Genomic DNA, 21,411 nt, shown 5'->3' with positions numbered 1-21,411 from the left:
CGATTTTTTGGTGGCTTGACACGTTCTGTGTTTTCCTCAACGGTATAATTCTTTGAAGTTCAGTGTTTTCTGTGCGCTTAAAAAGCTGGTACGTGCGTTTGTCGAAGGAAAAACATTGTGTCCATTGTGAAACACTTTGTGTAACATTGCGCTCCCTCGCTGCCTGAGCTTGTTGAAGGCTAACCGCAAAGTTTGCAAAGATTTACGCAAAGTTCGCAAACTATTTAATCAGTATTAAGATGGGAGTATTAAGTATTAAGACTTCGATGAATTCACTCTTTTACGTTCCATCTTCCCTCCCTAACCCACAATTCGTTTATTACAATACGATTAGGAGAGTTAACCGCAAATGAGTTATCTCGGTTTTTCACTTTTTTCTCTTCTTTCCATTTTTTCCAATTTTCCCATTTTTCGCTTTTTTCGCTTCTTTCGCTTTTGGCTTTTTAGCTTTTAGCTTTTTAGATTGCGCAGCTTTTCCGCGCGAACGGGTGCAGCGACATACTTTTTGGCCTTGCGTATTTCCACTATAGTTTTGCCAAAAAGATACAGCGGAACACGTGACGGCGTGAACAACTTTTGCGCAGCGACGACTCGTTTGCCGGCGCGCCCAAAACAAAATCAACGTTAAAAAGACTGGAAATGCGATGTGCACTTTAGATGGAGCGATTTAAACTTCAATTCCTACTTTTGCAAAAAAAGCCATGGAACAAATTTTAGCGTACTTTCCGGACTTAACGAGCAGCCAACGCGCACAATTCGAGCAATTGGAAGCACTGTACACCGACTGGAACGCAAAAATTAACGTGATTTCGCGTAAAGACATCGATTCGTTGTACGAAAAACACGTTTTGCACGCCTTGTCCATCGCGAAAGTTCAGGCGTTTTTACCCGACGCGCACATCTTAGATGTAGGAACAGGCGGCGGATTTCCGGGAATTCCGCTGGCGATTTTATTTCCCGAAGTGCAGTTTACTTTGGTAGACGTGATTGGCAAAAAAATCAAAGTTGTTGAAGCCGTAGCCGCAGCTTTGGAGCTTAAAAACGTTAGTGCGAAGCAACAGCGTGCCGCTCAAGTTCAGGGTCATTTTGATTTTGTGGTTAGCCGTGCGGTGACGAATATGTCGGATTTTGCCTCTTGGGTAAACGGAAAATTCCGTTCTAAAAGTCGGCATGAACTTCGGAACGGAATTTTGTATTTGAAAGGAGGAGATCTGACTGAAGAATTATCAGATTTCCCGAAAGCGAAACAATTCGATATTGCTAGGTTCTTTCACGAAGAATTTTTCGAGACGAAGAAAGTAGTTTATGTGCCCTTTTAGTTTTTGACGAATTTAATGGTTTTGTTTCCGTAGGCTGAACTTACAACAGCCAAATAAACTCCGGAAGCGTAATTTGAAACATCAATCATTGTTTTCGAGTAGGTACCCATTAATTTTCCTTGCAAATTAAAAATTTCCACGGTAGTAATTTGCGCGTCGGTTATGAGCTCTAACTGTTGCTTAACAGGGTTTTCGGCTAAGGTTAAACGATTACTTCCAATAGGTTCGAAATCGGTGTTGGCAAATTGCGAGGCAACTTCGACTCGTGTTCTGTTTTCATTAATCTGCAGCAACGGCACTGATAAAGATGTATTGGCTTGTCGTACGATTGGAAATTCAGGAACTTGGTTGTCGGTGTAATAACTCGAACTTTGAATTAGGATGTTACCTACTACGCCGAAATTTCCGTAAGACAAGTCTAAATCTTGAACACTTTTCAATCGCGTTACGTTAAAAGTTTCGGAGCTACCAACGGCTAATGTTCCCGATGCATCTACTGAGGTAGTTAAGGTTCCGCTGAAGGTTCCGGTGTATTGTTGGTAAACGAAGGTACCTGAAACGGTGTCGTCGATATTTTGATAGCTGTAAGGGAGCGGATAGGTTCCTACGGTTGCCGATGCAGTGTCGTACTTAAGGGTTAAGGTATCAATTGTTAGTCCGATAATCTGTACAGATGAACCCGAAATTATCGCATAGATATTTCCCGATGTAGCATTTCCGTCGACGATGCCGGAAGTTCGATAAACGTGTGTTGCGCCGGGAAAATTTGTTAATTCGGCTGCCGTAGGCGTTTCCACAGTTTCAACTACGGAGCCATTTGTAGCGCTCGGATATACCCAATTTTGGTCGCCACCGCCCGAATTTTGGTTGGGTAAATTATTAGGCTGTATTGAAGCGTAAAACATGTTTGGGCCACCTAAAAAATTGGTTATGGGTTGTTGAGCAAACAATCCGACGGTGGAAATAAGAAATAATGAAAGTAGTTTTTGCTTCATAAGAATCTGATTTTAAGTAATTTTTAAAAGTACTAATTTTTTCTTAAAGCAAAAGGCACACAAAGGAAAAAATGAATGATAAAAATTTTTAGATAGTTTGAAATGGCTTGGAGCAGCAATTGCGGTTGGTTATCTGCTTGTATTGCTATAATCCAAACAATTTGTAGAATCTATATGAAAGATTTGCAATTTAGCTATCTAAATGCTGAGTATATTATTAAAATCTTTAACTTTGGCTGCTTAATTAATTTTTTTAAAATGAAGAGAATACTACTCATTGTTCTTTTGTTGAGTATTTTTATACCCGCAGAATCAAGTGGTCAGGTTTGGACTAGAGTTACTAAATCTAGTATTGTGAACAAACCTCGTTTAGAGTTTAAGAATTTTCCGTCTGAATATGAGTCTTTCAATTTAGACATGGAAGTACTTAAAGCGTCTTTAAGTGGCGCTCCAAATCGAAAGTTTGCTGGATCTCAAGCCGGTAAGCTTATCTCGTTTCCATCGCCCAACGGTGGTTTGGTTGAGTATGAAGTTTTTGAAGCTTCGGTAATGCATCCAACACTAGCCGCAAAGTATCCAGATATTAAATCATATGTTGGTAGAAGCACAAAAAATAATACTTCAAGTATTCGATTCTCGACCACACTTTTCGGTTTACATTCAATTAATTTCGACACTGAAGTAGGCACTTATTATATCCAGCCTCTTACTTCAGATTTAGCAACTTATGTAGTGTACAGCCGTGATGCAATTGACAACATTTCGGGTTTTACCTGCGATGTTTTAGATAGTGAATTTTCTGCTGAAAAAAACACCCTAGAGCAATTGCTCAGTACTCAAAATACTTCGGCAGAAGATAACATTCTTAGAACATATCGACTAGCTTTGTCGTGTACTATAGAATACGCTGCGTATCACGTTGCTGCAGCAGGGCTCAACAACGGAACCAACGCACAAAAAGTAGCAGCTGTATTAGCTGCAATGAATGTTACGATGACTCGTGTGAATGGCTTGTACGAAAGAGACGCTGCCATCACTTTGGAGTTGATTGCCGACAATGATATTCTTATTAATATCGTATCAGATAATTTTAACAATACAAGTGGAGGTCAGTTGCTTCAACAAAACCAAACGTTTATTGACGGTAGCATTGGTAATGAAGGATATGATATCGGACATGTTTTTTCTACTGGAGGTGGTGGAATTGCTGGCTTAGGTTCGGTTTGTGTCAGCGGGCAAAAAGCGCGAGGTGTTACAGGATCTGATGCGCCTGTTGGCGACCCCTTTGACATTGACTATGTTGCACACGAAATGGGACATCAGTTTGGAGCTACTCACACCTTTAGCAGTAACTCGGGTTCGTGCAATGGCAATATTTCGCAAGAAACAGCTGTAGAACCTGGAAGTGGTACAACAATTATGGCATACGCAGGAATTTGTGCTCCGCAGAACGTCCAGAATAATTCGGATGCTGCTTTTCATGCTGCGAGTTTGGCGCAAATTGCCGCTCTAGTTTCAACCAGCGCAAACTGCTCAGTAAACACTACGATTTCGAATGCTAAGCCCGTGATCGCACCTATGCGAGACTACACTATTCCTTTGAGCACTCCTTTTTTCCTTCGAGGATCAGCATCAGACGTTGACGATACTGGTTTAACTTATTGCTGGGATCAAATGGATAATCAAACCTCTATTCAACCTCCAATCGCAGAAAATGAAGGCGGACCAAATTTCCGTTCACGAATCCCAACTGCAGCGCAAGCAAGATTTTTCCCTGTTTTTACTAGCGTGTTCAACAACAATTTATATCCAAACTACGAAGTGACAAGCGACGTTACAAGAACTTTTAATTTCGCTTTGACTGTTCGCGACAATGACCTTGTTAACGGCGGTCAAACGGCTAGAGATAATTTTTCCGTCACAGTGGCTGGTGTAGGTCCCTTTTTAGTGACCTCCCCAAACACAAACGTGTCTTACCAAAGCGGAACAAACCAAACAGTAACTTGGGATGTCGCTGGAACCACCGCAAATGGTGTAGATACTCCTTATGTAGATATTTGGTTAGTTACAACCAGCAGCAATCCCTTTGGCACCTTATTGGCAAGTAAAGTTCCTAACGACGGCTCAGAATTAATAAGTTTAGGATCAAATACAGGAGGGAATAATCGTATCCTGATAACTGGACACGGAAATATTTTCTACGACATTTCAAATACGAATTTCAGTATTACAAGTGGCGGCTCAACGTTTAATATCGGTATGAATGGAGTGGCTGGAGAACAGAATAAAGCTGTATGCGCTGGAAATCAAACCAGTTTTAACGTATCGTATACCGCTATTGGAGGATTCAGTGCAACTACAAACTTGGCTGCTGGAAACGTTCCCGCAGGAGTTACCGTGAGCTTCTCTCAAAACACAATTTCAGCAACAGGAACTGTGAACATGACCGTAGATGTTGCTTCTACTGTATCCCCCGGTATTTATTTGATTCCTGTTGTTGCAACTTCTGGTGCTGTTACAAGAACTGCAAACTTTTATATAGAAGTTAGTAGCGGAAACTTTACAGCGATTAACCTATTAACCCCTGCCAATAATGCTACTGGAATTTCTACATCAACAAATTTAAGCTGGTCAGCGGTAAATGGTGCTACAAACTATGATGTTGAAGTTTCTTCAGACTTGAATTTCTCTGTAATTGTACGTTCATCAAATGTAGCAGGAACCTCGTTTGTTGCTTCGGATTTGCTGCCGTTGGAAGATTATTATTGGAGAGTTAGACCAAGAAATGCAGGCTGTGTTGGAAACTGGTCAACCACTTCTGTTTTTAACACAAAGTATTGCGATGTTTCTATTCCAGCTGTTCTACCTGTTAATATATCTGCTAATGGAAGTCCAACTATTAACTCAATAATTAACATTCCAGCCGCTGAAAACTTCACAATAAATGAGGTTGAAGTATATGTAAAAATTAACCACACATGGGTTAGCGATCTAACTTGTAGATTAATATCTCCAGCAGGAACAAACATCATATTGTTTCAAAATCAGTGCGACATAGGCGGACCAGGCGCACAAGATGTAGAGGCAACATTTACTATGTCGGGAACAACATTTGCGTGCCAGAATACAAACCCAAGAATTTTTGGACGATTTATTCCAGCCCAAAGCTTTAATGGTTTTAACAACCAGAATGCCCAAGGCAACTGGACTTTACGCGTATCCGACAACTCTAATAATGACGGTGGTGCACTTGTAGCATGGAGCTTACGCCTATGCGGAGCCGCAGCGCCTCTTTCTGTAGAAGATACTACTTCCGACTTTGGCATTGCCATCTATCCAAACCCAAGTAACGGGAACTTTACTATCAGTTCTGCGAAAGCACTGGATGCGAAATCGGAAATTACTGTTTACGACATGCGCGGCCGTGTTTTGCACCAATCAAATACAGCAGATGCAGGTCCGCTGAACGAAATCATTTCACTGCAAAACGCACAAGCGGGGGTGTACTTAGTTTCAATCTCTGGTGCAAACTTCAAAGAAGTAAAGCGAATTGTTGTGGAATAATAACTAAAACTAACACAAATGGAAAACGGCGATTCAAATATGAATCGCCGTTTTTTTTATCGTAAACTCTAAAATTTATTAGCATTTAACGCAATTCAAATTCAATTTTTTGTTTCTGAATTTTGCTGTTTGGAACGCTATAAGTAATGACATATCGACCCACCTTTCCGTTCGAAGTATAGCTTACTTCAAAATCGGTGACTTCGAAATAGCCCGCCTCGCCTTTGCAGTAGCAGAATTTTCCGAACACAAATTTCTGAACCGCACTAACGCCCACGGTTTTCTTTGGATCGGCAAGCTGTATCAAAAAGTGTTCGCGGTAGTTGGCATCTTGAATTCCTTTTTCTACTATCTTATCTTTAGTTAACTCTACCACTAAACTTTCTTGCTGCTCGACTATTGTTGCCGTAGAGTTCGCATATTCTGCCATTTTAAATTCCAACGAAGCATTTTTGTGTAAGGTTTCACTGCATTTAAAATCGACTTCGCAAGTAGTTAGCGGATTTACTTTAGAATACGAGGGTGCCGACTTACACGCAAAAAGTAAGCAAACGGCGGTAAACGCGAGAATTGTTTTATTTGCCATTGAATTGATTCATTGTGTTTTGTAGTCCCGAAAATACGAATGATTTAACCGCCTGCGACGCGAGATCTAAACGTTCGGGAAGAAGTTTGTTTTCCTCTGCGGTCCATTTTCCCAATACATAATCGACTTGCTGACCTTTTTTGAACGTATCGCTAATGCCGAAACGAAAACGCGGATAGGCTTGCGATTGTAATTCGGCCTGCAAACTTTTGAGTCCGTTATGCCCACCATCACTTCCTTTTGCTTTGATGCGAATGGTGCCGAAACTCAGATTAAGATCGTCGGTAATAACAAGAATATTTTCTAACGGAATTTTCTCGCTATCCATCCAATACTTCACTGCTTTTCCACTGAGGTTCATATACGTATTGGGTTTAAGAAGTAATGCTGTTCTTCCTTTCACTTTTATTTCGGCTAGTTCTCCGAATCGAGCCGATTTAAAAGAAGCCGATTCGCTGCTGGCTAAAGCTTCTACTACTTTAAAGCCGATGTTGTGTCTGGTTTCTCGATATTCGTCACCGATGTTTCCCAAACCTACAATTAAAAACTTTTTCATGAATTCGTCCTTGCGTTCTACACCAAAAAGGCGCTTAATTCTCAGTAACATCACTTTTTACTTATGAGTTCAAATTTAAGCGACTTCAATATTGTTCAATAAAAAAAGCACCGGAAAAACCGATGCTTTTTGTTGAAAAGTAATTCGAATTACTTTTTCTTTCCTTTTGCAGGAGCTTTTGCTGCTTTTGCTGCTTCTTGAGCGGCTTTCATCGCAGCACGTGAAATCTTCACTTGCGCTACTACAGTATTGTCTGGGTGTAACAGTTTGAAATTCTTAGTTTCTAACTTAGTTACATACAATTTGTTACCCATTTCAAGCGGCGTGATATCAGCCTCAACGAAATCAGGTAAATCTTTTGGTAAAGCTTTTACCTTCAATTTGCGTTGGTTCAAACGAAGAACACCACCTGCCAATACACCTTTAGAAGTACCTACAACTTTTACAGGAACTTCCATGGTTACTTCTTTGTCATCGAACAATTGATAGAAGTCGATGTGAAGAATTTTGTCAGTTACTGGGTGTTGTTGAATGTCTTGCAAAACAGCTTCGAACTTTTTGCTTCCCAAATCGATCACAACTGTGTGTGCGTTTGGAGTGTAAATCAAGTTTTTAAAAGCGCCTTCTTCAGCTGCGAAATGCACCGTCTGATTTCCTCCGTATAAAACGCAAGGAATCATTCCAGCATTACGCAAGGCTTTCGTTGCCGATTTGCCCACGCTTTCTCTTTCAGATCCTTTGATAGTAATCGATTTCATTTTAAAAAATATAGTTAAACAATTAAATTACATTAAAAATTTGCCGCTAATCGAGTTGTTGTGCTGTACCATTTGCATGACTTCTGCAAATAAAGGTGCGCAGCTTACGACTTTAATTTTTGGCGTTTGCTTTTTCAGCGGAATAGAATCGGTTGTGATTAATTCGCTGAGTTTGGAGTTTTCAATCTTCTCGTAAGCGTCGCCCGATAAAATAGCGTGCGTACAAATGGCTCGAACGCTTAATGCTCCTTTTTCGATCATCAAATCGGCTGCTTTCGCGAGCGTACCACCGGTATCAATCATATCGTCGACTAAAATCACGTTTCGTCCTTTCACTTCTCCGATTAGTTCCATGGTATCGATTACGTTGGCGACTTTTCGTTGTTTGTAACAAATTACCACGTCGGATTCTAGGAATTTTGAATAGGCATATGCTCTTTTAGAGCCGCCCATATCGGGTGATGCGATGGTGAGATTGTCGAGATTTAGCGATTTCACGTAGGGCAAGAAGATGGTAGATGCAAACAGGTGATCTACTGGCTTTTCGAAAAACCCTTGGATTTGATCTGCGTGTAAATCCATGGTCATGATACGCGTTGCACCTGCTGCTTCGAGTAGTTTGGCTACTAGCTTAGCTCCAATTGGCACACGAGGTTTGTCTTTGCGATCTTGTCGGGCCCATCCGAAGTACGGAATCACGGGAGTGATATGTCGAGCCGATGCGCGTTTTGCGGCATCGATCATGAGCAATAACTCCATGAGGTTATCGGCACTTGGAAAGGTAGAACACACGATAAATACGCGAATTCCTCGAATCGACTCTTCGTAAGAAGGCTGAAATTCTCCGTCAGAATATTTTGAGAACGTTACCTTACCTAGTTGAACGCCATAGTGTTTGGCGATCTGTTCGGCGAGATAGACACTTTGGGAACAGGCGAAAATTTTAGCTTCCGGTTCTTGATGTGACATGTTATTGTCTTGTTTAGTAGTATGTTAGTAGTTGTTGTTGTAAGCGAGGTGCAAAATTATAAATTTAAATGAAGCGACAGCTAAAAATTGCCACTTATTTGCATTGCTGAATAAAAATAATTTTTACCTTTGCCGCGTGTTTGAAAGGAATGGTCCTTTTGTGCGCAGTTTTGCCCGGATGGCGGAATTGGTAGACGCGCTGGTCTCAAACACCTGTGGGAAACCGTGCCGGTTCGACTCCGGCTCCGGGTACGTTAAAAAGCTGTCAGATTTGACAGCTTTTTTGTTTTAAAGCCATTCCATGCGATGGAATCGCATGGCTCACTTAAGTGGTGTACAGTATTTTTTGTTTACAACTTTATCTCTCATTAGCGCTTTACTATTAAAATTTCTGGAAATATTTCTAACAAGATCGCTATAATTGTCTGACTCATCGTCTATCTTGTAATAAAACGGCTTTATGGACGCACAATTTTTATGTTCGAAAAGCGTGTTTAGCAAAGTTCGGTCTGAGACACCACATGAATGTCCCATTATAAATATTTGATATTTATCAGAATTTATAAATTGTAGCAACTCTTTGAAATTGTCTGTTTCCATGTATTTAATTGATTTTACATTTTCGAGATAATCATTATCATGTAAATCCTCAATTTCTCTATAATCTTTGTCAAGCTCGTCTCCAAAACCGAAAATGACATCATTTTTATCGTACTTATCAGTTGTACCGTGAATGTGAATAACCTTACGAACTATATCTCGTAATGATTCGTAGGTTTCAAATTCAGTTGAGTACCTATAAATTTCTTCAGTTAAAGTGTAATTGAAATTTAAAAATAAAATTTCATTTGGATTAAGATCAAAATAATTTATTGTGTCTCCGGCAACAAGCAATTTTCTAATGTCGTTTATATTCGCATTTTCTCGCAGTCGCTTTATTAAATATTGGCGCTTAGAATTTAAATTCTCGAGTTTTTTAAATCCTTGACTTATATCACTTAAATCATTCTGCAAACTTTCAAATTCAAATTTAGCCTTTTCTGCTAGCGATGCCTCATCAATATCTCTATAACTTAGAGGAGCATATATCTGAAAACCAATAGCATTTTTTATTTTACGATAACTAGATTTGCTTTCAAAACTCTCTTTAAACTCGTTTTCAATTTTTATCAGGTAATTCTCTAGTAAAATCTTGACGCTACGAAAATCATTGTTTAAGTCTTTGATAGAGTATTTTGTGGGTGAATTTTTAAACGAGTTCTTTAAAAGCGTGTAATACTCAACTTCAATATCAACCCAACTCAGTTCGTTATGTTTAATGGTCAAAAGTTGCAAAAATTGATTTTTGAATTTTATACCTGATTCAATTTGCTTTAAGTTTTGTTTTAATTCTTCAAAATTCGCAGCTTGGAAATGAACATCCCCGATGTACTGCCCTGGCAAATTATTAATTATAATTTCTTCGTTTTCGAATCTACCTGGTATAGATGTATAATTAGTTTTAATTCTATTTACTACTTCGTTTATTACATTATTCCAATAATCCGCAATGAAATCAGAATAACGAGTTTTCATACCGTGCGCTAAATCGAATCCATTTCCAATCAATATTATTCTATTCATCTTAGCATCAATTAAAAGTTATCAAATTCAGATATTAAATATTGTCAAATTTCTTAAATCTACAGGAAGTTTAAAAAGAAACAAAATTTCGAGACATCTATTTCAAAGGAAAAGCGAATCCATCTTTTTGGAAAATCATTATATCTGAAATTCCTTATACTATTTAGATTAACTATCACTCATAACTTTTTTATTTTTTATGCCATTCCTGGAAACGATCCGCATAGCCCCGATTGAAGCAAAATAGCTGCCAATAAGAAAACGCTTACAAGACCAAAAGTTTGGTTGGCGACCCAAGAAGCCGAACAAACTTTTAGGTATTGTTGCGTTTTGAGGCGGCACTATTGCGGAAAGCGGGAATAGCTTCTAAAAAACCTACTTGAAATTTAGTAAACATTTAAGCCGCATTTCTCGCCGTAAATTAGCAACTTGCGAGACCGAAATTTTGTTTTAATTTTTTGATATGCACTACAAAAATAAACTCGTACTCGCGCTCTTACTGTTATTCCTCCAACTGTCGTTTGCCCAGCAAGGCGGTATGTGGGTTCCTTCTCTACTCGATGGAACGCGCGAAAAGGAAATGAAAAAACTCGGATTGAAAATTTCCTTGAAAGATATTTACGACACGAATAAATCGAGCTTGAAAGATGCCGTTCCGCAATTTAACGGCGGTTGTACTGCGGAAGTTATTTCGCCAAACGGACTTTTGCTGACCAATCATCATTGTGGTTTCGACGAAATCCAGTCGCATTCTACCCTTGAACACGATTATATTACTAATGGTTTCTGGGCGTATTCGCTGGAAGAGGAATTGCCAAACCCGAATTTAGAAGTAACGTTTATTGTAAGCATTACCGACGTAACCACTGCCGTACTTGAAGGTGTTGCCGACCTCAACAGCGAGGTGAACAAACAGCAACGCATTAAAGAAAATATTGCCAAAGTGCAAAAAGAGACGAAAAAAGAAAGCTGGCAAGGGAGTTTTGTACGCTCGTTTTTCGACGGCAACCAGTACTTGCTTTTTGTAACCGAGAGTTTTGAAGATGTTCGATTAGTGGGCGCTCCGCCGTCGAGTATCGGAAAATTTGGATCGGATACCGACAATTGGGTGTGGCCGAGACATACCGGCGACTTTTCGTTGTTTCGAATTTATGCCGACAAAAACAATCGACCTGCGAAGTATTCGAAAGACAATGTGCCGTACAAACCCAAGCACTTTTTTCCGATCTCGATTGCGGGTGTAAAGGACAACGACTTTACCATGGTAATGGGTTATCCGGGTCGTACACAAGAATATTTGCCGGCGGTGGCTGTTTCGCAAATTGTGAACGATTTAAATCCGGCTCGAATTAAAGTTCGCGAGCAAGCTTTGAAAGTTCAGGACGGATTTATGCGTAAAAATCAGGCAATTAAAATACAGTATGCTGCAAAATACGCGGCGATAGCCAATTATTGGAAGAAGTGGATTGGAGAATCTCAAGGTTTGAAAAAGTCGGATGCCGTTGGAAAGAAACGTGCCGACGAAGAGAAGTTCAAGCAGTTATTGGTTGAGAAAAATCAGACTGCAGCATACGGAAATTTACTCAGCGATTTCGAAAAACACTATACTGCTATTAGACCCTATGCAGTAGCACGCGATTACTTTAACGAGATTTTCTTGCGCAATACCGAGCTTACGGCAATTGCTTTTAAGTTATATCAACTGAGCCAATTGGGCACCGACGCCAAGAGCGAAGCTGCATTTGAGGAGCGAAGAAAAGCACTAATCGACGGATTACCGGCATTTTACAAAGATTTTAATTTGGACGTGGATCAGCAAGTATTTAATACGTTAATAGCCATATATCTGAGTGATTATCCTAAAGATTTTCTACCTGAAAAATTCAAAAACGAAACAGCTGCGTCGTTGACAGAGAAATTGTATCAGAAATCGGCCGTAAGCAACTACGACCAAGTAAAAAACCTATTGAGTGGTAGTCTAGCTGAAGTGAAAACGAAGTTAAGTGCTGATCCGGGTGTACAACTGATGACGGATATTGCTGTAGCGTATACCACTATGGTTGCGCCGAAATACGAAGAAATTAACGCAAAAATCACGGCTACACAAAAGCTGTACACCAAAGCTTTATATGAGTTGAAAGCGATCGACCGCATGTTTCCGGACGCAAACAGTACGTTGCGCATTACCTATGGCAAGGTGAAAGGCTATCAGCCGAAAGACGCTACTTTATATACGAGCAAAACGTATTTAGATGGTGTTTTAGAAAAGTACATTCCGGGCGATTATGAGTTTGATGTACCGCAAAAGCTGATTGAATTGTATGAAAAGAAAGATTACGGTAGGTATGCAGAAAACGGAAAGATGCCGGTGTGCTTTATTGGAACTAACCATACCACAGGAGGAAACAGTGGAAGTCCGGCGCTTGACGCGAAAGGCAACTTGATTGGGTTGAATTTTGATCGCGTTTGGGAGGGAACTATGAGTGACATTTACTATGATCCGGCGATTTGCAGAAACGTCATGGTTGACGCGCGCTACATTTTATTCATCATCGACAAGTTTGCAAACGCGCAGAACCTAATCAACGAACTGAAAATCATTGGTTTAAAAAAATAAAGATTTTTTTAACGTTTAAAACAATTTTGGCACGGTACTTGTAAATTGTTTTCGCGTTGTAAGGAATAGGATTTTTAAAAAAACTTCAGATTCTGATTGTCGTATTAAAAAAATTATATCTTTGCATCGAATTAATAATTAACCTTTTATAATTTAAAGTAAGATGAAAAAAGTATTTTTAAGTTTCGCTGTTATCGCTGCATTAACTGTAGTATCTTGTAAAGAGAAAGCTGCTGAGGCTCCTGCTGAGGAAACTCCAGCTGTTGAGGCTCCTGCTGTAGAAGAGGCTGCTCCTGCTGCTGAAGACACTACTGCTGCTCCTGCTGCTGATGCTGCTGCTGCTCCTGCAGAAGCTGCTGCTCCTGCTGCTGATGCTGCTAAAAAATAATTAGAAACATCTAATGATTTTAAAGCCTCGGTTTTCCGAGGCTTTTTTATTTATATCAAAACTGAGCCGCTATACTTTTTTAGCCACTTCCCTACTCTACAGAGCCGCTATTCGTTTTTCGTGACTACGCATTACCAAGAGTTCATTTTCTTGGCTTGATTAGCAATCAAACACATCACTACTTATCAAAAATATATTTCAAGTAGTTCTAATAAATATTTACCGCGGTAAAAAAAACTAAACTGCTTGAATAAGCAAGTGCCTTGAAATTGATTTAAGAAAGTTGTAGAAGTCTAATCTGGAAATACATCTAAGGCCGAACTAAAATCGAGTATTTCGGCTTTTGCAGCGGTTCGTTTGAGTTCATCTACTGCCTTTTGTTGACGAAATGCGGTAGTAAATTTTCGGCTTTTTACGAGGAAGGTCGCGAATTGACAGACCAAAGTAACCGAACCGTCGCTGTTTTTGGTGGTTTCGAACGTCAGCAAACCTACGGCTTCTTGTAGTACACGCACAGCATCTTCGCACTCAAAGCGCAATTCAAATTTTGAAGAAGTAAATAGCGGTTTGCCTTTTCGGGAATTGAAGCAAAAACGATACTGTCCGTCTTTAGAACGGTAAATGGAAAATACGCCCAAAATAAAAAGCTTATAAAACAAAAAAGCCTCTTCAGATGAAAAGGCTTTTTGTACTCAGAGCGGGACTTGAACCCGCACGAACATTGCTGTTCACTGGATTTTAAGTCCAGCGTGTCTACCAATTTCACCATCCGAGCGAATGTGAATCTTGAGCGAAAAACGGGGCTCGAACCCGCGACCTCGACCTTGGCAAGGTCGCGCTCTACCAACTGAGCTATTTTCGCATGAAATTGAAGAACTGCGCTACTTTTGTAATGCGAGGGCAAATTTACACCTTTCTGTGTTATTTGCAAGCACAAAATACAAAAAAATTACAGTCAACCGCTAAAAGACTGACTAAAAATAGCTTAGCTCAACTCAATTTGTTTTCGACACCAAACGCTTTAACTCGTTAAGCTTCATTAAGGCTTCGATCGGTGTAAACGTATCGATTTGTATGGCTTGCAATTCCTCGCGTATCTCTTCTAGAATCGGGTCGTCCATTTGGAAGATGCTCAATTGCATGTCGTTTTCCATTTTTCGGATGTTATCCGACAAATTACCGCCGTGTTCGCGTTCGAGCTTTGTTAGTATTTTTTTTGCCTTTTGCACGACCGTTTGTGGCATACCAGCCATTTTAGCCACGTGAATACCAAAACTGTGTGCACTACCTCCGGCCACTAACTTTCGCATAAACAGTACCGAATCCGGTAATTCTTTAACCGCAACGTTGTAATTTTTGATGCGTTTGAAACGTTCCGACATTTCATTCAACTCGTGATAATGCGTAGCAAATAAGGTTTTTGGTGCAAACGGATGTTCGTGAATGAATTCGGCAATAGCCCAAGCAATCGAAATACCGTCGTAGGTGCTCGTACCCCGGCCAATTTCATCCAATAAAATTAAACTGCGATCCGACAGATTATTCAATATCGACGCGGTTTCGTTCATTTCCACCATAAAAGTCGATTCGCCAACCGATATGTTATCGCTGGCGCCAACGCGCGTGAAGATTTTATCACACAATCCCATTTTTACTTGATCGGCGGGTACAAACGAACCCATTTGTGCCAACAACACGATTAAAGCCGTTTGACGCAATATTGCCGATTTACCCGACATATTCGGACCGGTAATCATCATGATTTGTTGCGTCTCGCTGTCTAGAGATAAATCGTTCGAAATATAGGGTGTTCCTGGCGGCAATTGTTTTTCAATAACGGGATGCCTTCCGCCGGTAATTTCTAGTCGGAACGACTCATCAATTTCGGGTCGGCTATAATTGTTTTCAATCGCCAATAACGCAAACGAGCACAGGCAGTCGAGTTTTGCCACCAAACTCGCATTTAATTGTACGGGTTTGATGTAGGTACTCACCCATTTAATAAGGTCTTCAAAAAGTTGTGCTTCAATTTTAGAAATGCGTTCTTCGGCGCCTAAAATTTTAGTTTCGTATTCTTTGAGTTCTTCGGTAATGTAGCGCTCGGCATTAACGAGAGTTTGTTTTCTAATCCATGATTCGGGCACCTTATCTTTATGCGTGTTGCGCACTTCGATGTAGTAGCCAAACACATTATTAAACGAGATTTTCAACGAACTGATTCCGGTAGCTTCCGATTCGCGTTGTTCAATGCCTTGTAAGTACTGCTTGCCATTTCCTGAAATTTGCCGGAGCTCGTCGAGTGTTGCATCAATACCCGCAGCAATTACATTTCCTTTGTTGAGTGCTACGGGAGCGTCTGGATTGAGTGTTTTTGCAATTTTCTCGCGCAGTACGTCGCAACTATTTAAGCTATCGCCAATGATTCGCAAAGCTTCGTGTCCGCTCTTTTCAGCCAATTCTTTAATAGGAACGATTGCATCCAATGAATGCTTGAGTTGCATTAATTCACGTGGACTAACGCGTCCGGTTGCCAATTTTGAAATCAGGCGTTCGAGATCGGATATTTGGCGGATTTGTATTTGAAATTCTTGTAAAAGCGCTGTGTTTTTGGTAAGTAGCTCGACAACATCGTGACGTTGTGTGATTGCTGCCAAATCTTTCAGCGGAAGCGCTAGCCAACGCTTTAGCAGGCGACTTCCCATTGGCGACAGCGTTTTATCAATTACATCCAGTAAAGTTACCGCATTGGGATTGTAGGAATGGTACAATTCGAGGTTGCGAATGGTAAATTTATCCATCCAAACATAAGCCGACTCCGAGATGCGTTGTATGGCATTAATATGTTGAAGCTTGTTGTGTTGGGTTTCGCTTAGATAGTGCAAAATGGCTCCTGCGGCAACAATACCTTCGTTAAGATCTTCGATGCCAAAACCTTTCAAAGTTATGGTTTGAAAATGCTGGGTTAATTTTTCAAAGGCAAAATCGTCTTTAAAAATCCAATCTTCTAAGAAAAAACTGTGGAACGACTCTCCAAATTGTGCGCGAAATGCCGCTTTATCGGGTTTGTTTACCAATACTTCGCTGGGCGCAAAATTCTGCATCAGCTTATCGATGTATTCTTGATCGCCTTGCGAAACGAGAAATTCTCCTGTAGACACATCGAGAAAACTCACACCTATTCGCTGTTTACCGAAATGCAATGCGGCCAAAAAATTATTCGACTGCGCTTGCAGCACTTCATCGTTAAGCGAAACACCCGGCGTAACTAGTTCGGTAACGCCGCGCTTAACAATGGTTTTAGTGAGTTTTGGATCTTCCAACTGATCGCAAATAGCCACGCGCAAGCCTGCTTTCACGAGCTTAGGCAAGTAGGTGTTTAACGAATGATGCGGGAAGCCGGCCAATGCCGTTTCGCTTTCGCTTCCGTTTCCGCGTTTGGTAAGTATGATTCCCAAAATTTTAGAAGCGCGAATTGCATCTTCTCCAAAAGTTTCATAGAAATCGCCTACGCGGAAAAGCAAACAAGCATCGGGATACTTTCGCTTAATTTCATTGTATTGCTTCATCAAAGGTGTTTCTTTGATGTCTTTAGTTTTTGAACTCAATCGAAAAAAGGTTTAGGATTTGAAAGGCTTGTTAACAATCATTAAATGAATTGTTAATCCCAGCCGATTTAACAAAAATTCTGTCTTCACAACGAAGGTATAAAGGTATAATTTATAAATTTGACCAAGAAATTAATTTTTAAAATTAAAAAAAATGAAAAAAAGTATAGTAGTATTAGCCCTTGCCTGCTTTGCATTTGCTGGGCATGCACAAGAATCGAGTAAAAAAGTAGCTCCAAAAGCAAAAGCAGAAGTTAAACCTGTAGTTAAGCCAGTAAGTGCTGCTTCTAAACCAACTAGCGTACTAACAAAAACTACTGGTCCGGGAATGGTTTTCGAAACTGAAGTGATTGACTACGGTACTATTGACAGAAATGCCGATGGAAAAAGAGAGTTTGTTCTTACCAACAATGGCACTGAGCCTTTGATTATTTCTGATGCAAAAGGTTCTTGCGGTTGTACAGTTCCAACCTTCCCTAAAGACCCAATCATGCCTGGTCAAAAGGCAGTAATCGGAGTTAAATACGATACGAATCGCGTTGGTGCTTTCCAAAAAACTGTTACCTTAACTACTAATTTACCAGAGGCTAACAAAACGCTAACTATTAAAGGTGTGGTTAACGATCCAAACCCAGCACCACCAGCACCGGCTCCAACTAAAAGCTAATTCATCTTATTTTTATACTTCAAGCCACCTTTAATCGGGTGGCTTTTCTTTGTTATTGAAGCGGCAACATTTTTCAAGTACTGCTTCGCAAAAACAACTATATCCTGTGAAAATTATGCGCAAACTCGAGAATCACGAACTCAATCGAAAAGATGTTGAAGGCTTTAAAAATGCAGATAAACTTCCTATCATTGTTGTCTTAGATCAAGTGCGAAGTTTAAATAACATCGGTTCTATTTTCCGTAGTTCCGACGCATTTTTAGTTTCTGAAATATTTCTTTGCGGAATTACAGCTACACCTCCAAACAAGGAAATTCATAAAACGGCACTTGGCGCTACCGAAACCGTTGATTGGTCGTATTTTGAAACTACTCTCGAAGCTGTCGCAGAATTAAAAAAAAGAAATGCTACTATTTTTGCCGTTGAACAAACCGAAAAAGCGGCATTCCTTCATCAAGTAAATCCGAATCCAAAAGAACTTACCGCACTAATTTTTGGAAATGAAGTTTTTGGTGTCGAACAGGAAGTGATTAATGCTTGCGACGGCGTTATTGAAATTCCGCAGCTCGGAAGCAAACATTCGTTAAACATCTCGGTATCCGCAGGAATTGTACTTTGGGAATTCGCTCGAAAATTAAACGCGTTTTCCAACTAAACAAGATGATTTTGTCATAAAAATCCTTGTCAAATCGCTTGAAATTTGGGATTCAGCCGCTGTAAAAAGATTATTGGGCTATGGCGTCGGCTATTTGATCGACAATTTGGAGATAGTCGCGTTGATTTTCCACAAAATCTAATTCGCTCACATCGATCACCAGTACACGCATTTGCGATTCCGATTTCAAAAAAGCCACGTAACCTGCATTGATTTTCTCTAAATACGACGCCTCTATATTTTGTTCGTACTCGCGACCGCGTTTCTTGATGTTTTGTAGCAAACTTTCGGTGCTGCGATACAAATAAACATACAAATCGGGTTTCGGAATTTCCTTGTACATGATGTCGAACAAGGTTTTGTACAAGCGAAATTCGTCTTCATTTAGATTGACGTTGGCAAAGATAACCGACTTCAAAATGTAGTAATCTGCTACGATAAAATCTGAAAATAAGTCGACTTGCAGCAAATCTTCCATGAGCTGTCGGTAACGATCTGCTAAAAAAGACATTTCTAACGGAAAGGCATACCGTTGCGGATCGTCGTAAAATTTAGGTAGAAACGGATTATCCGCAAATCGCTCCAATACTTGCTTGCCGTTGTAATCGGCCGCCAAACGAGCAGACAACGAACTTTTCCCTGCACCAATATTTCCTTCCACAACCAAATAGCGCAAATGCTCTTTGGCTAATTTTTGAACGGGAAGATGAATTTGCTTTGCTGTTTTATGAATTTGCTGATCGCGACACTTCGAGATAAGCTGATTAATGCTTTCGTTAATTCCTGGAATTTGTTGTGCATCGTACACATCCGACAAAGGAAGCAAGACAAAAAGGCGCTCGTGCATGCGCGGATGCGGAACTATAAGCTCCGGTACATTTATATGCTGGTCGTTAAAAAGTAAGACATCTAAATCGAGTGTTCTCGAACTGTAACCTCCCGATACGTCGCGCACTCTTCCATATTCTGCTTCTAGCGAAAGCAAACAACCGAGCACGTGCAAAGGCTCGTAGAACGTGTGAACTTTGATTACTGCGTTGAGAAATTCGGGGCCTGAAAATCCGATGGCAGCCGACATATAAATGGGGGAGATAGCTACTACTGAACCAATTTGTTCGTGAATTTCATGGATAGCTTGCTCGACAATTTCGAAACTATCGCCTTCATTACTGCCGATCCCAATATATGCGGTGTGAATCATGATTTAATAACAGATGGCGAAATTACATAAAACCCGTTGGACAATTTGAGCTATTTTGCCGTAAAATTGTAACAGCAGCAGCAAAAAATCATCTAATAGTAAAAACAAAGGATTGATGAAATTTCTAAGTAATGTTTTAGCTACTCTTGTGGGCATATTTGCCTTCTTCATACTGCTTTTCTTTAGCTTTTTAGTGATCGGTGCCGTCTTCGGAAGCTCCGATGAGGGTGTTGTTAGCGTAAAAGAAAACAGTGTTCTCGAAATAGATCTATCAGACTTTTCAACTGATTACGTGGGCAAATACTCCGATCCGTTGGTAACTCTATTTGCTGGGAAAAATCGCGTGGGCGTAAGCGAGGCTTTAGAAGCGATTGCAGCAGCGGCAGATGATGATAAAATTGCGGGTATTTCGTTGTTAAATACGAAATCGGCTCTAGGTATGGCGCAAACAAAAGCCTTGCGAGATGCGTTGGTAGAATTCCGCAAGTCCGGAAAATTTGTGTACGCATACAGCACCAACTACGACCAAAAAGATTACTACTTAAGTTCGGCTGCTCAGGGCGTTTATTTGAATCCAGTCGGTTCTGTCGACTTACGCGGACTTTCCACAGAAGTGCTGTTCTTTAAAGATTTTCAAGAAAAAAGCGGTTTTAACTTTGAGGTTATTCGCCACGGAAAATACAAAAGTGCTGTGGAACCTTTTCTCGACAACAAAATGAGCGAGGCCAACCGAGAACAATTGACCGAAATGTTGCAATCGATTTGGGGAACGATGGCTACTGAAATAATACAATCGCGTAAAATTACAAACACGGATTTAGATCGAATTGCCGACAGTTTAGGTGGTACCTTTGCTACTGACGCGCTCCGTAACAAATTGGTAGATCAACTTATTTACGAAGATCAATACACCGATATGCTCAAAAAGAAACTCGACGTACAAAAAGACGAAGAAATCAATAAGGTATCGCTTGCCGATTATGCGTTCTCAGTAACGAACACACCAAAATCAGTTAACAGTGACGATGTGATCGCGGTAATTTACGCCCAAGGTGATATTTTACCCGGTGAAGGTGATGTAAACCAAATTGGCGATGGTGCCGTACGCAGAGCTTTGCGCGAAGCACGAGAAGACGAAAACGTAAAAGCGGTTGTTTTGCGAGTGGATAGTCCGGGCGGCGATGCCACGACTTCGGAACTTATCTGGCGCGAAATTGCACTCACCAAGAAAGTAAAACCAGTAGTGGTTTCTATGGGCAACTATGCGGCTAGCGGTGGATATTACATTGCCTGTGGCGCCAATAAAATTATAGCCGAACCCAATACCATTACAGGTTCTATCGGCGTTTTTGGCCTGCTTCCCAACATGAGTAATTTGGCAGATAAAGCAGGAATTGATGCCGAACAAGTAAGTACGCACGCCCAATCGGCGAGTTATAGCGTTTTCACGCCGATGAATGCACAAATGCGCAGTTATTACCAAAAACAAATTGAATTTGTGTACGATACCTTTATCACACGTGTAGCCGACGGTCGAAAAATGAGTAAAACAGCCGTAGATGCCATTGGGCAAGGACGTGTTTGGTCGGGAGTTCAAGCTAAAGAAAACGGTTTAGTCGATGCACTTGGCGGTATGCCATTGGCGTTAAAGGAAGCTGCGAAACTGGCGAAAATCAGCGAGTATAAGGTTCGAAATTATCCCGAATTCGATAAAACGATCGAAGACATGTTTGGCGCATTTGGTGTTGCTAAAGCTAAAGAAGATTTGCTAAGAAGCGAATTGGGTGAGCAAGAATATCAAGTTTATCAAAACTACCGCAAGCTTACAAAACAAAAAGGCATCCAATTGCGTTTACCTTATGAAGTAAAGTTCAATTAATTTTGACCTTTTAACGAAAATAATACTGC

General features: G+C 40.4%; 16 protein-coding genes and 3 tRNA genes. 8 read left to right on the top strand and 11 right to left on the bottom strand.

Translation table 11 applies throughout. From position 1 onward, the window contains the following. The first annotated feature begins 701 nt into the window (after positions 1-701). Positions 702-1,319: a 16S rRNA (guanine(527)-N(7))-methyltransferase RsmG gene (gene rsmG / locus CHX27_RS07355; RefSeq protein ID WP_094486110.1), complete on the top strand. Its 618-nt coding sequence runs from the start codon at positions 702-704 to the stop codon at positions 1,317-1,319. Here the strand turns inward: rsmG and CHX27_RS07350 are convergent. Beyond that, positions 1,316-2,314 (bottom strand): T9SS type A sorting domain-containing protein, encoded by a 999-nt coding sequence (locus tag CHX27_RS07350; protein WP_094486109.1) that lies wholly within the window; start codon positions 2,312-2,314, stop codon positions 1,316-1,318. The two genes, rsmG and CHX27_RS07350, sit on opposite strands and share 4 nt — an antisense overlap. 258 nt (positions 2,315-2,572) lie before the next feature. On the opposite strand from CHX27_RS07350, the gene CHX27_RS07345 reads away from it, so the two are divergent. Further along, a complete protein-coding gene (locus CHX27_RS07345) occupies positions 2,573-5,878 on the top strand; it encodes a reprolysin-like metallopeptidase (RefSeq protein ID WP_165764461.1) in 3,306 nt (1,101 codons plus the stop codon). A gap of 85 nt (positions 5,879-5,963) precedes the next feature. Here CHX27_RS07345 and CHX27_RS07340 read toward each other — a convergent pair whose 3' ends face one another. From CHX27_RS07340 to CHX27_RS07325, 4 genes are all read right to left on the bottom strand, one after another. Beyond that, positions 5,964-6,464, bottom strand: coding sequence for a hypothetical protein (locus CHX27_RS07340; protein ID WP_094486107.1), 501 nt, complete (start codon positions 6,462-6,464; stop codon positions 5,964-5,966). After that, a complete protein-coding gene (pth, locus tag CHX27_RS07335; RefSeq protein ID WP_094486117.1) occupies positions 6,454-7,020 on the bottom strand; it encodes an aminoacyl-tRNA hydrolase in 567 nt (188 codons plus the stop codon). Before pth ends, CHX27_RS07340 begins: the two co-directional genes overlap by 11 nt. Before the next feature lie 149 nt (positions 7,021-7,169). Next, on the bottom strand, positions 7,170-7,778 hold the full coding sequence (locus CHX27_RS07330) for a 50S ribosomal protein L25/general stress protein Ctc (protein ID WP_094486106.1): 609 nt from the start codon (positions 7,776-7,778) through the stop codon (positions 7,170-7,172). Positions 7,779-7,805: 27 nt separating this feature from the next. Next, positions 7,806-8,747, bottom strand: coding sequence for a ribose-phosphate pyrophosphokinase (locus CHX27_RS07325; protein WP_094486105.1), 942 nt, complete (start codon positions 8,745-8,747; stop codon positions 7,806-7,808). Positions 8,748-8,919: 172 nt separating this feature from the next. Between CHX27_RS07325 and CHX27_RS07320 the strand changes: the two genes are divergently transcribed. Beyond that, positions 8,920-8,999 (top strand) — tRNA-Leu (locus CHX27_RS07320). Between the two features lie 69 nt (positions 9,000-9,068). Here CHX27_RS07320 and CHX27_RS07315 read toward each other — a convergent pair. Further along, complete coding sequence (locus tag CHX27_RS07315) at positions 9,069-10,370, bottom strand: AbiH family protein (RefSeq protein ID WP_094486104.1); 1,302 nt, start codon at positions 10,368-10,370, stop codon at positions 9,069-9,071. A gap of 463 nt (positions 10,371-10,833) precedes the next feature. Here CHX27_RS07315 and CHX27_RS07310 point away from each other — a divergent pair, with 463 nt between their 5' ends. Together CHX27_RS07310 and CHX27_RS07305 are read left to right on the top strand one after the other, a co-directional pair. Further along, a complete protein-coding gene (locus CHX27_RS07310) occupies positions 10,834-12,987 on the top strand; it encodes a S46 family peptidase (protein WP_094486103.1) in 2,154 nt (717 codons plus the stop codon). A gap of 163 nt (positions 12,988-13,150) precedes the next feature. Next, on the top strand, positions 13,151-13,375 hold the full coding sequence (locus CHX27_RS07305; protein WP_094486102.1) for a hypothetical protein: 225 nt from the start codon (positions 13,151-13,153) through the stop codon (positions 13,373-13,375). A 293-nt stretch (positions 13,376-13,668) separates the two neighbouring features. Here the strand turns inward: CHX27_RS07305 and CHX27_RS07300 are convergent, their stop codons facing one another. From CHX27_RS07300 to mutS, 4 genes are all read right to left on the bottom strand, one after another. Then, positions 13,669-14,013, bottom strand: a complete 345-nt coding sequence (locus CHX27_RS07300) for a YegP family protein (RefSeq protein WP_133063435.1) — start codon at positions 14,011-14,013, stop codon at positions 13,669-13,671. A gap of 51 nt (positions 14,014-14,064) precedes the next feature. Beyond that, positions 14,065-14,150 (bottom strand) — tRNA-Leu (locus CHX27_RS07295). A gap of 14 nt (positions 14,151-14,164) precedes the next feature. Continuing rightward, positions 14,165-14,237, bottom strand: a tRNA-Gly gene (locus CHX27_RS07290). A 133-nt stretch (positions 14,238-14,370) separates the two neighbouring features. Next, on the bottom strand, positions 14,371-16,941 hold the full coding sequence (gene mutS / locus CHX27_RS07285) for a DNA mismatch repair protein MutS (RefSeq protein ID WP_094486116.1): 2,571 nt from the start codon (positions 16,939-16,941) through the stop codon (positions 14,371-14,373). A gap of 193 nt (positions 16,942-17,134) precedes the next feature. Between mutS and CHX27_RS07280 the strand changes: the two genes are divergently transcribed. Together CHX27_RS07280 and CHX27_RS07275 are read left to right on the top strand one after the other, a co-directional pair. Next, positions 17,135-17,647 (top strand): DUF1573 domain-containing protein, encoded by a 513-nt coding sequence (locus tag CHX27_RS07280; protein WP_094486100.1) that lies wholly within the window; start codon positions 17,135-17,137, stop codon positions 17,645-17,647. Between the two features lie 115 nt (positions 17,648-17,762). After that, positions 17,763-18,302, top strand: coding sequence for an RNA methyltransferase (locus tag CHX27_RS07275; protein ID WP_094486115.1), 540 nt, complete (start codon positions 17,763-17,765; stop codon positions 18,300-18,302). Between the two features lie 70 nt (positions 18,303-18,372). Here CHX27_RS07275 and folK read toward each other — a convergent pair whose 3' ends face one another. Then, positions 18,373-19,503 carry a 2-amino-4-hydroxy-6-hydroxymethyldihydropteridine diphosphokinase gene (gene folK, locus CHX27_RS07270; protein WP_094486099.1) on the bottom strand — a complete coding sequence of 377 codons (1,131 nt, stop codon included), beginning with the start codon at positions 19,501-19,503 and terminating at the stop codon, positions 18,373-18,375. Between the two features lie 115 nt (positions 19,504-19,618). Here folK and sppA point away from each other — a divergent pair, with 115 nt between their 5' ends. Beyond that, positions 19,619-21,382 carry a signal peptide peptidase SppA gene (gene sppA / locus CHX27_RS07265; RefSeq protein ID WP_094486098.1) on the top strand — a complete coding sequence of 588 codons (1,764 nt, stop codon included), beginning with the start codon at positions 19,619-19,621 and terminating at the stop codon, positions 21,380-21,382. The last annotated feature ends 29 nt before the right edge of the window (positions 21,383-21,411 follow it).

Source organism: Flavobacterium aurantiibacter (assembly GCF_002251775.1).
Taxonomy (GTDB): Bacteria; Bacteroidota; Bacteroidia; order Flavobacteriales; family Flavobacteriaceae; genus Flavobacterium; species Flavobacterium aurantiibacter.
The sequence above is the reverse complement of the archived record's forward strand: the minus strand, read 5'-3'. Positions and strand labels throughout refer to the sequence as shown.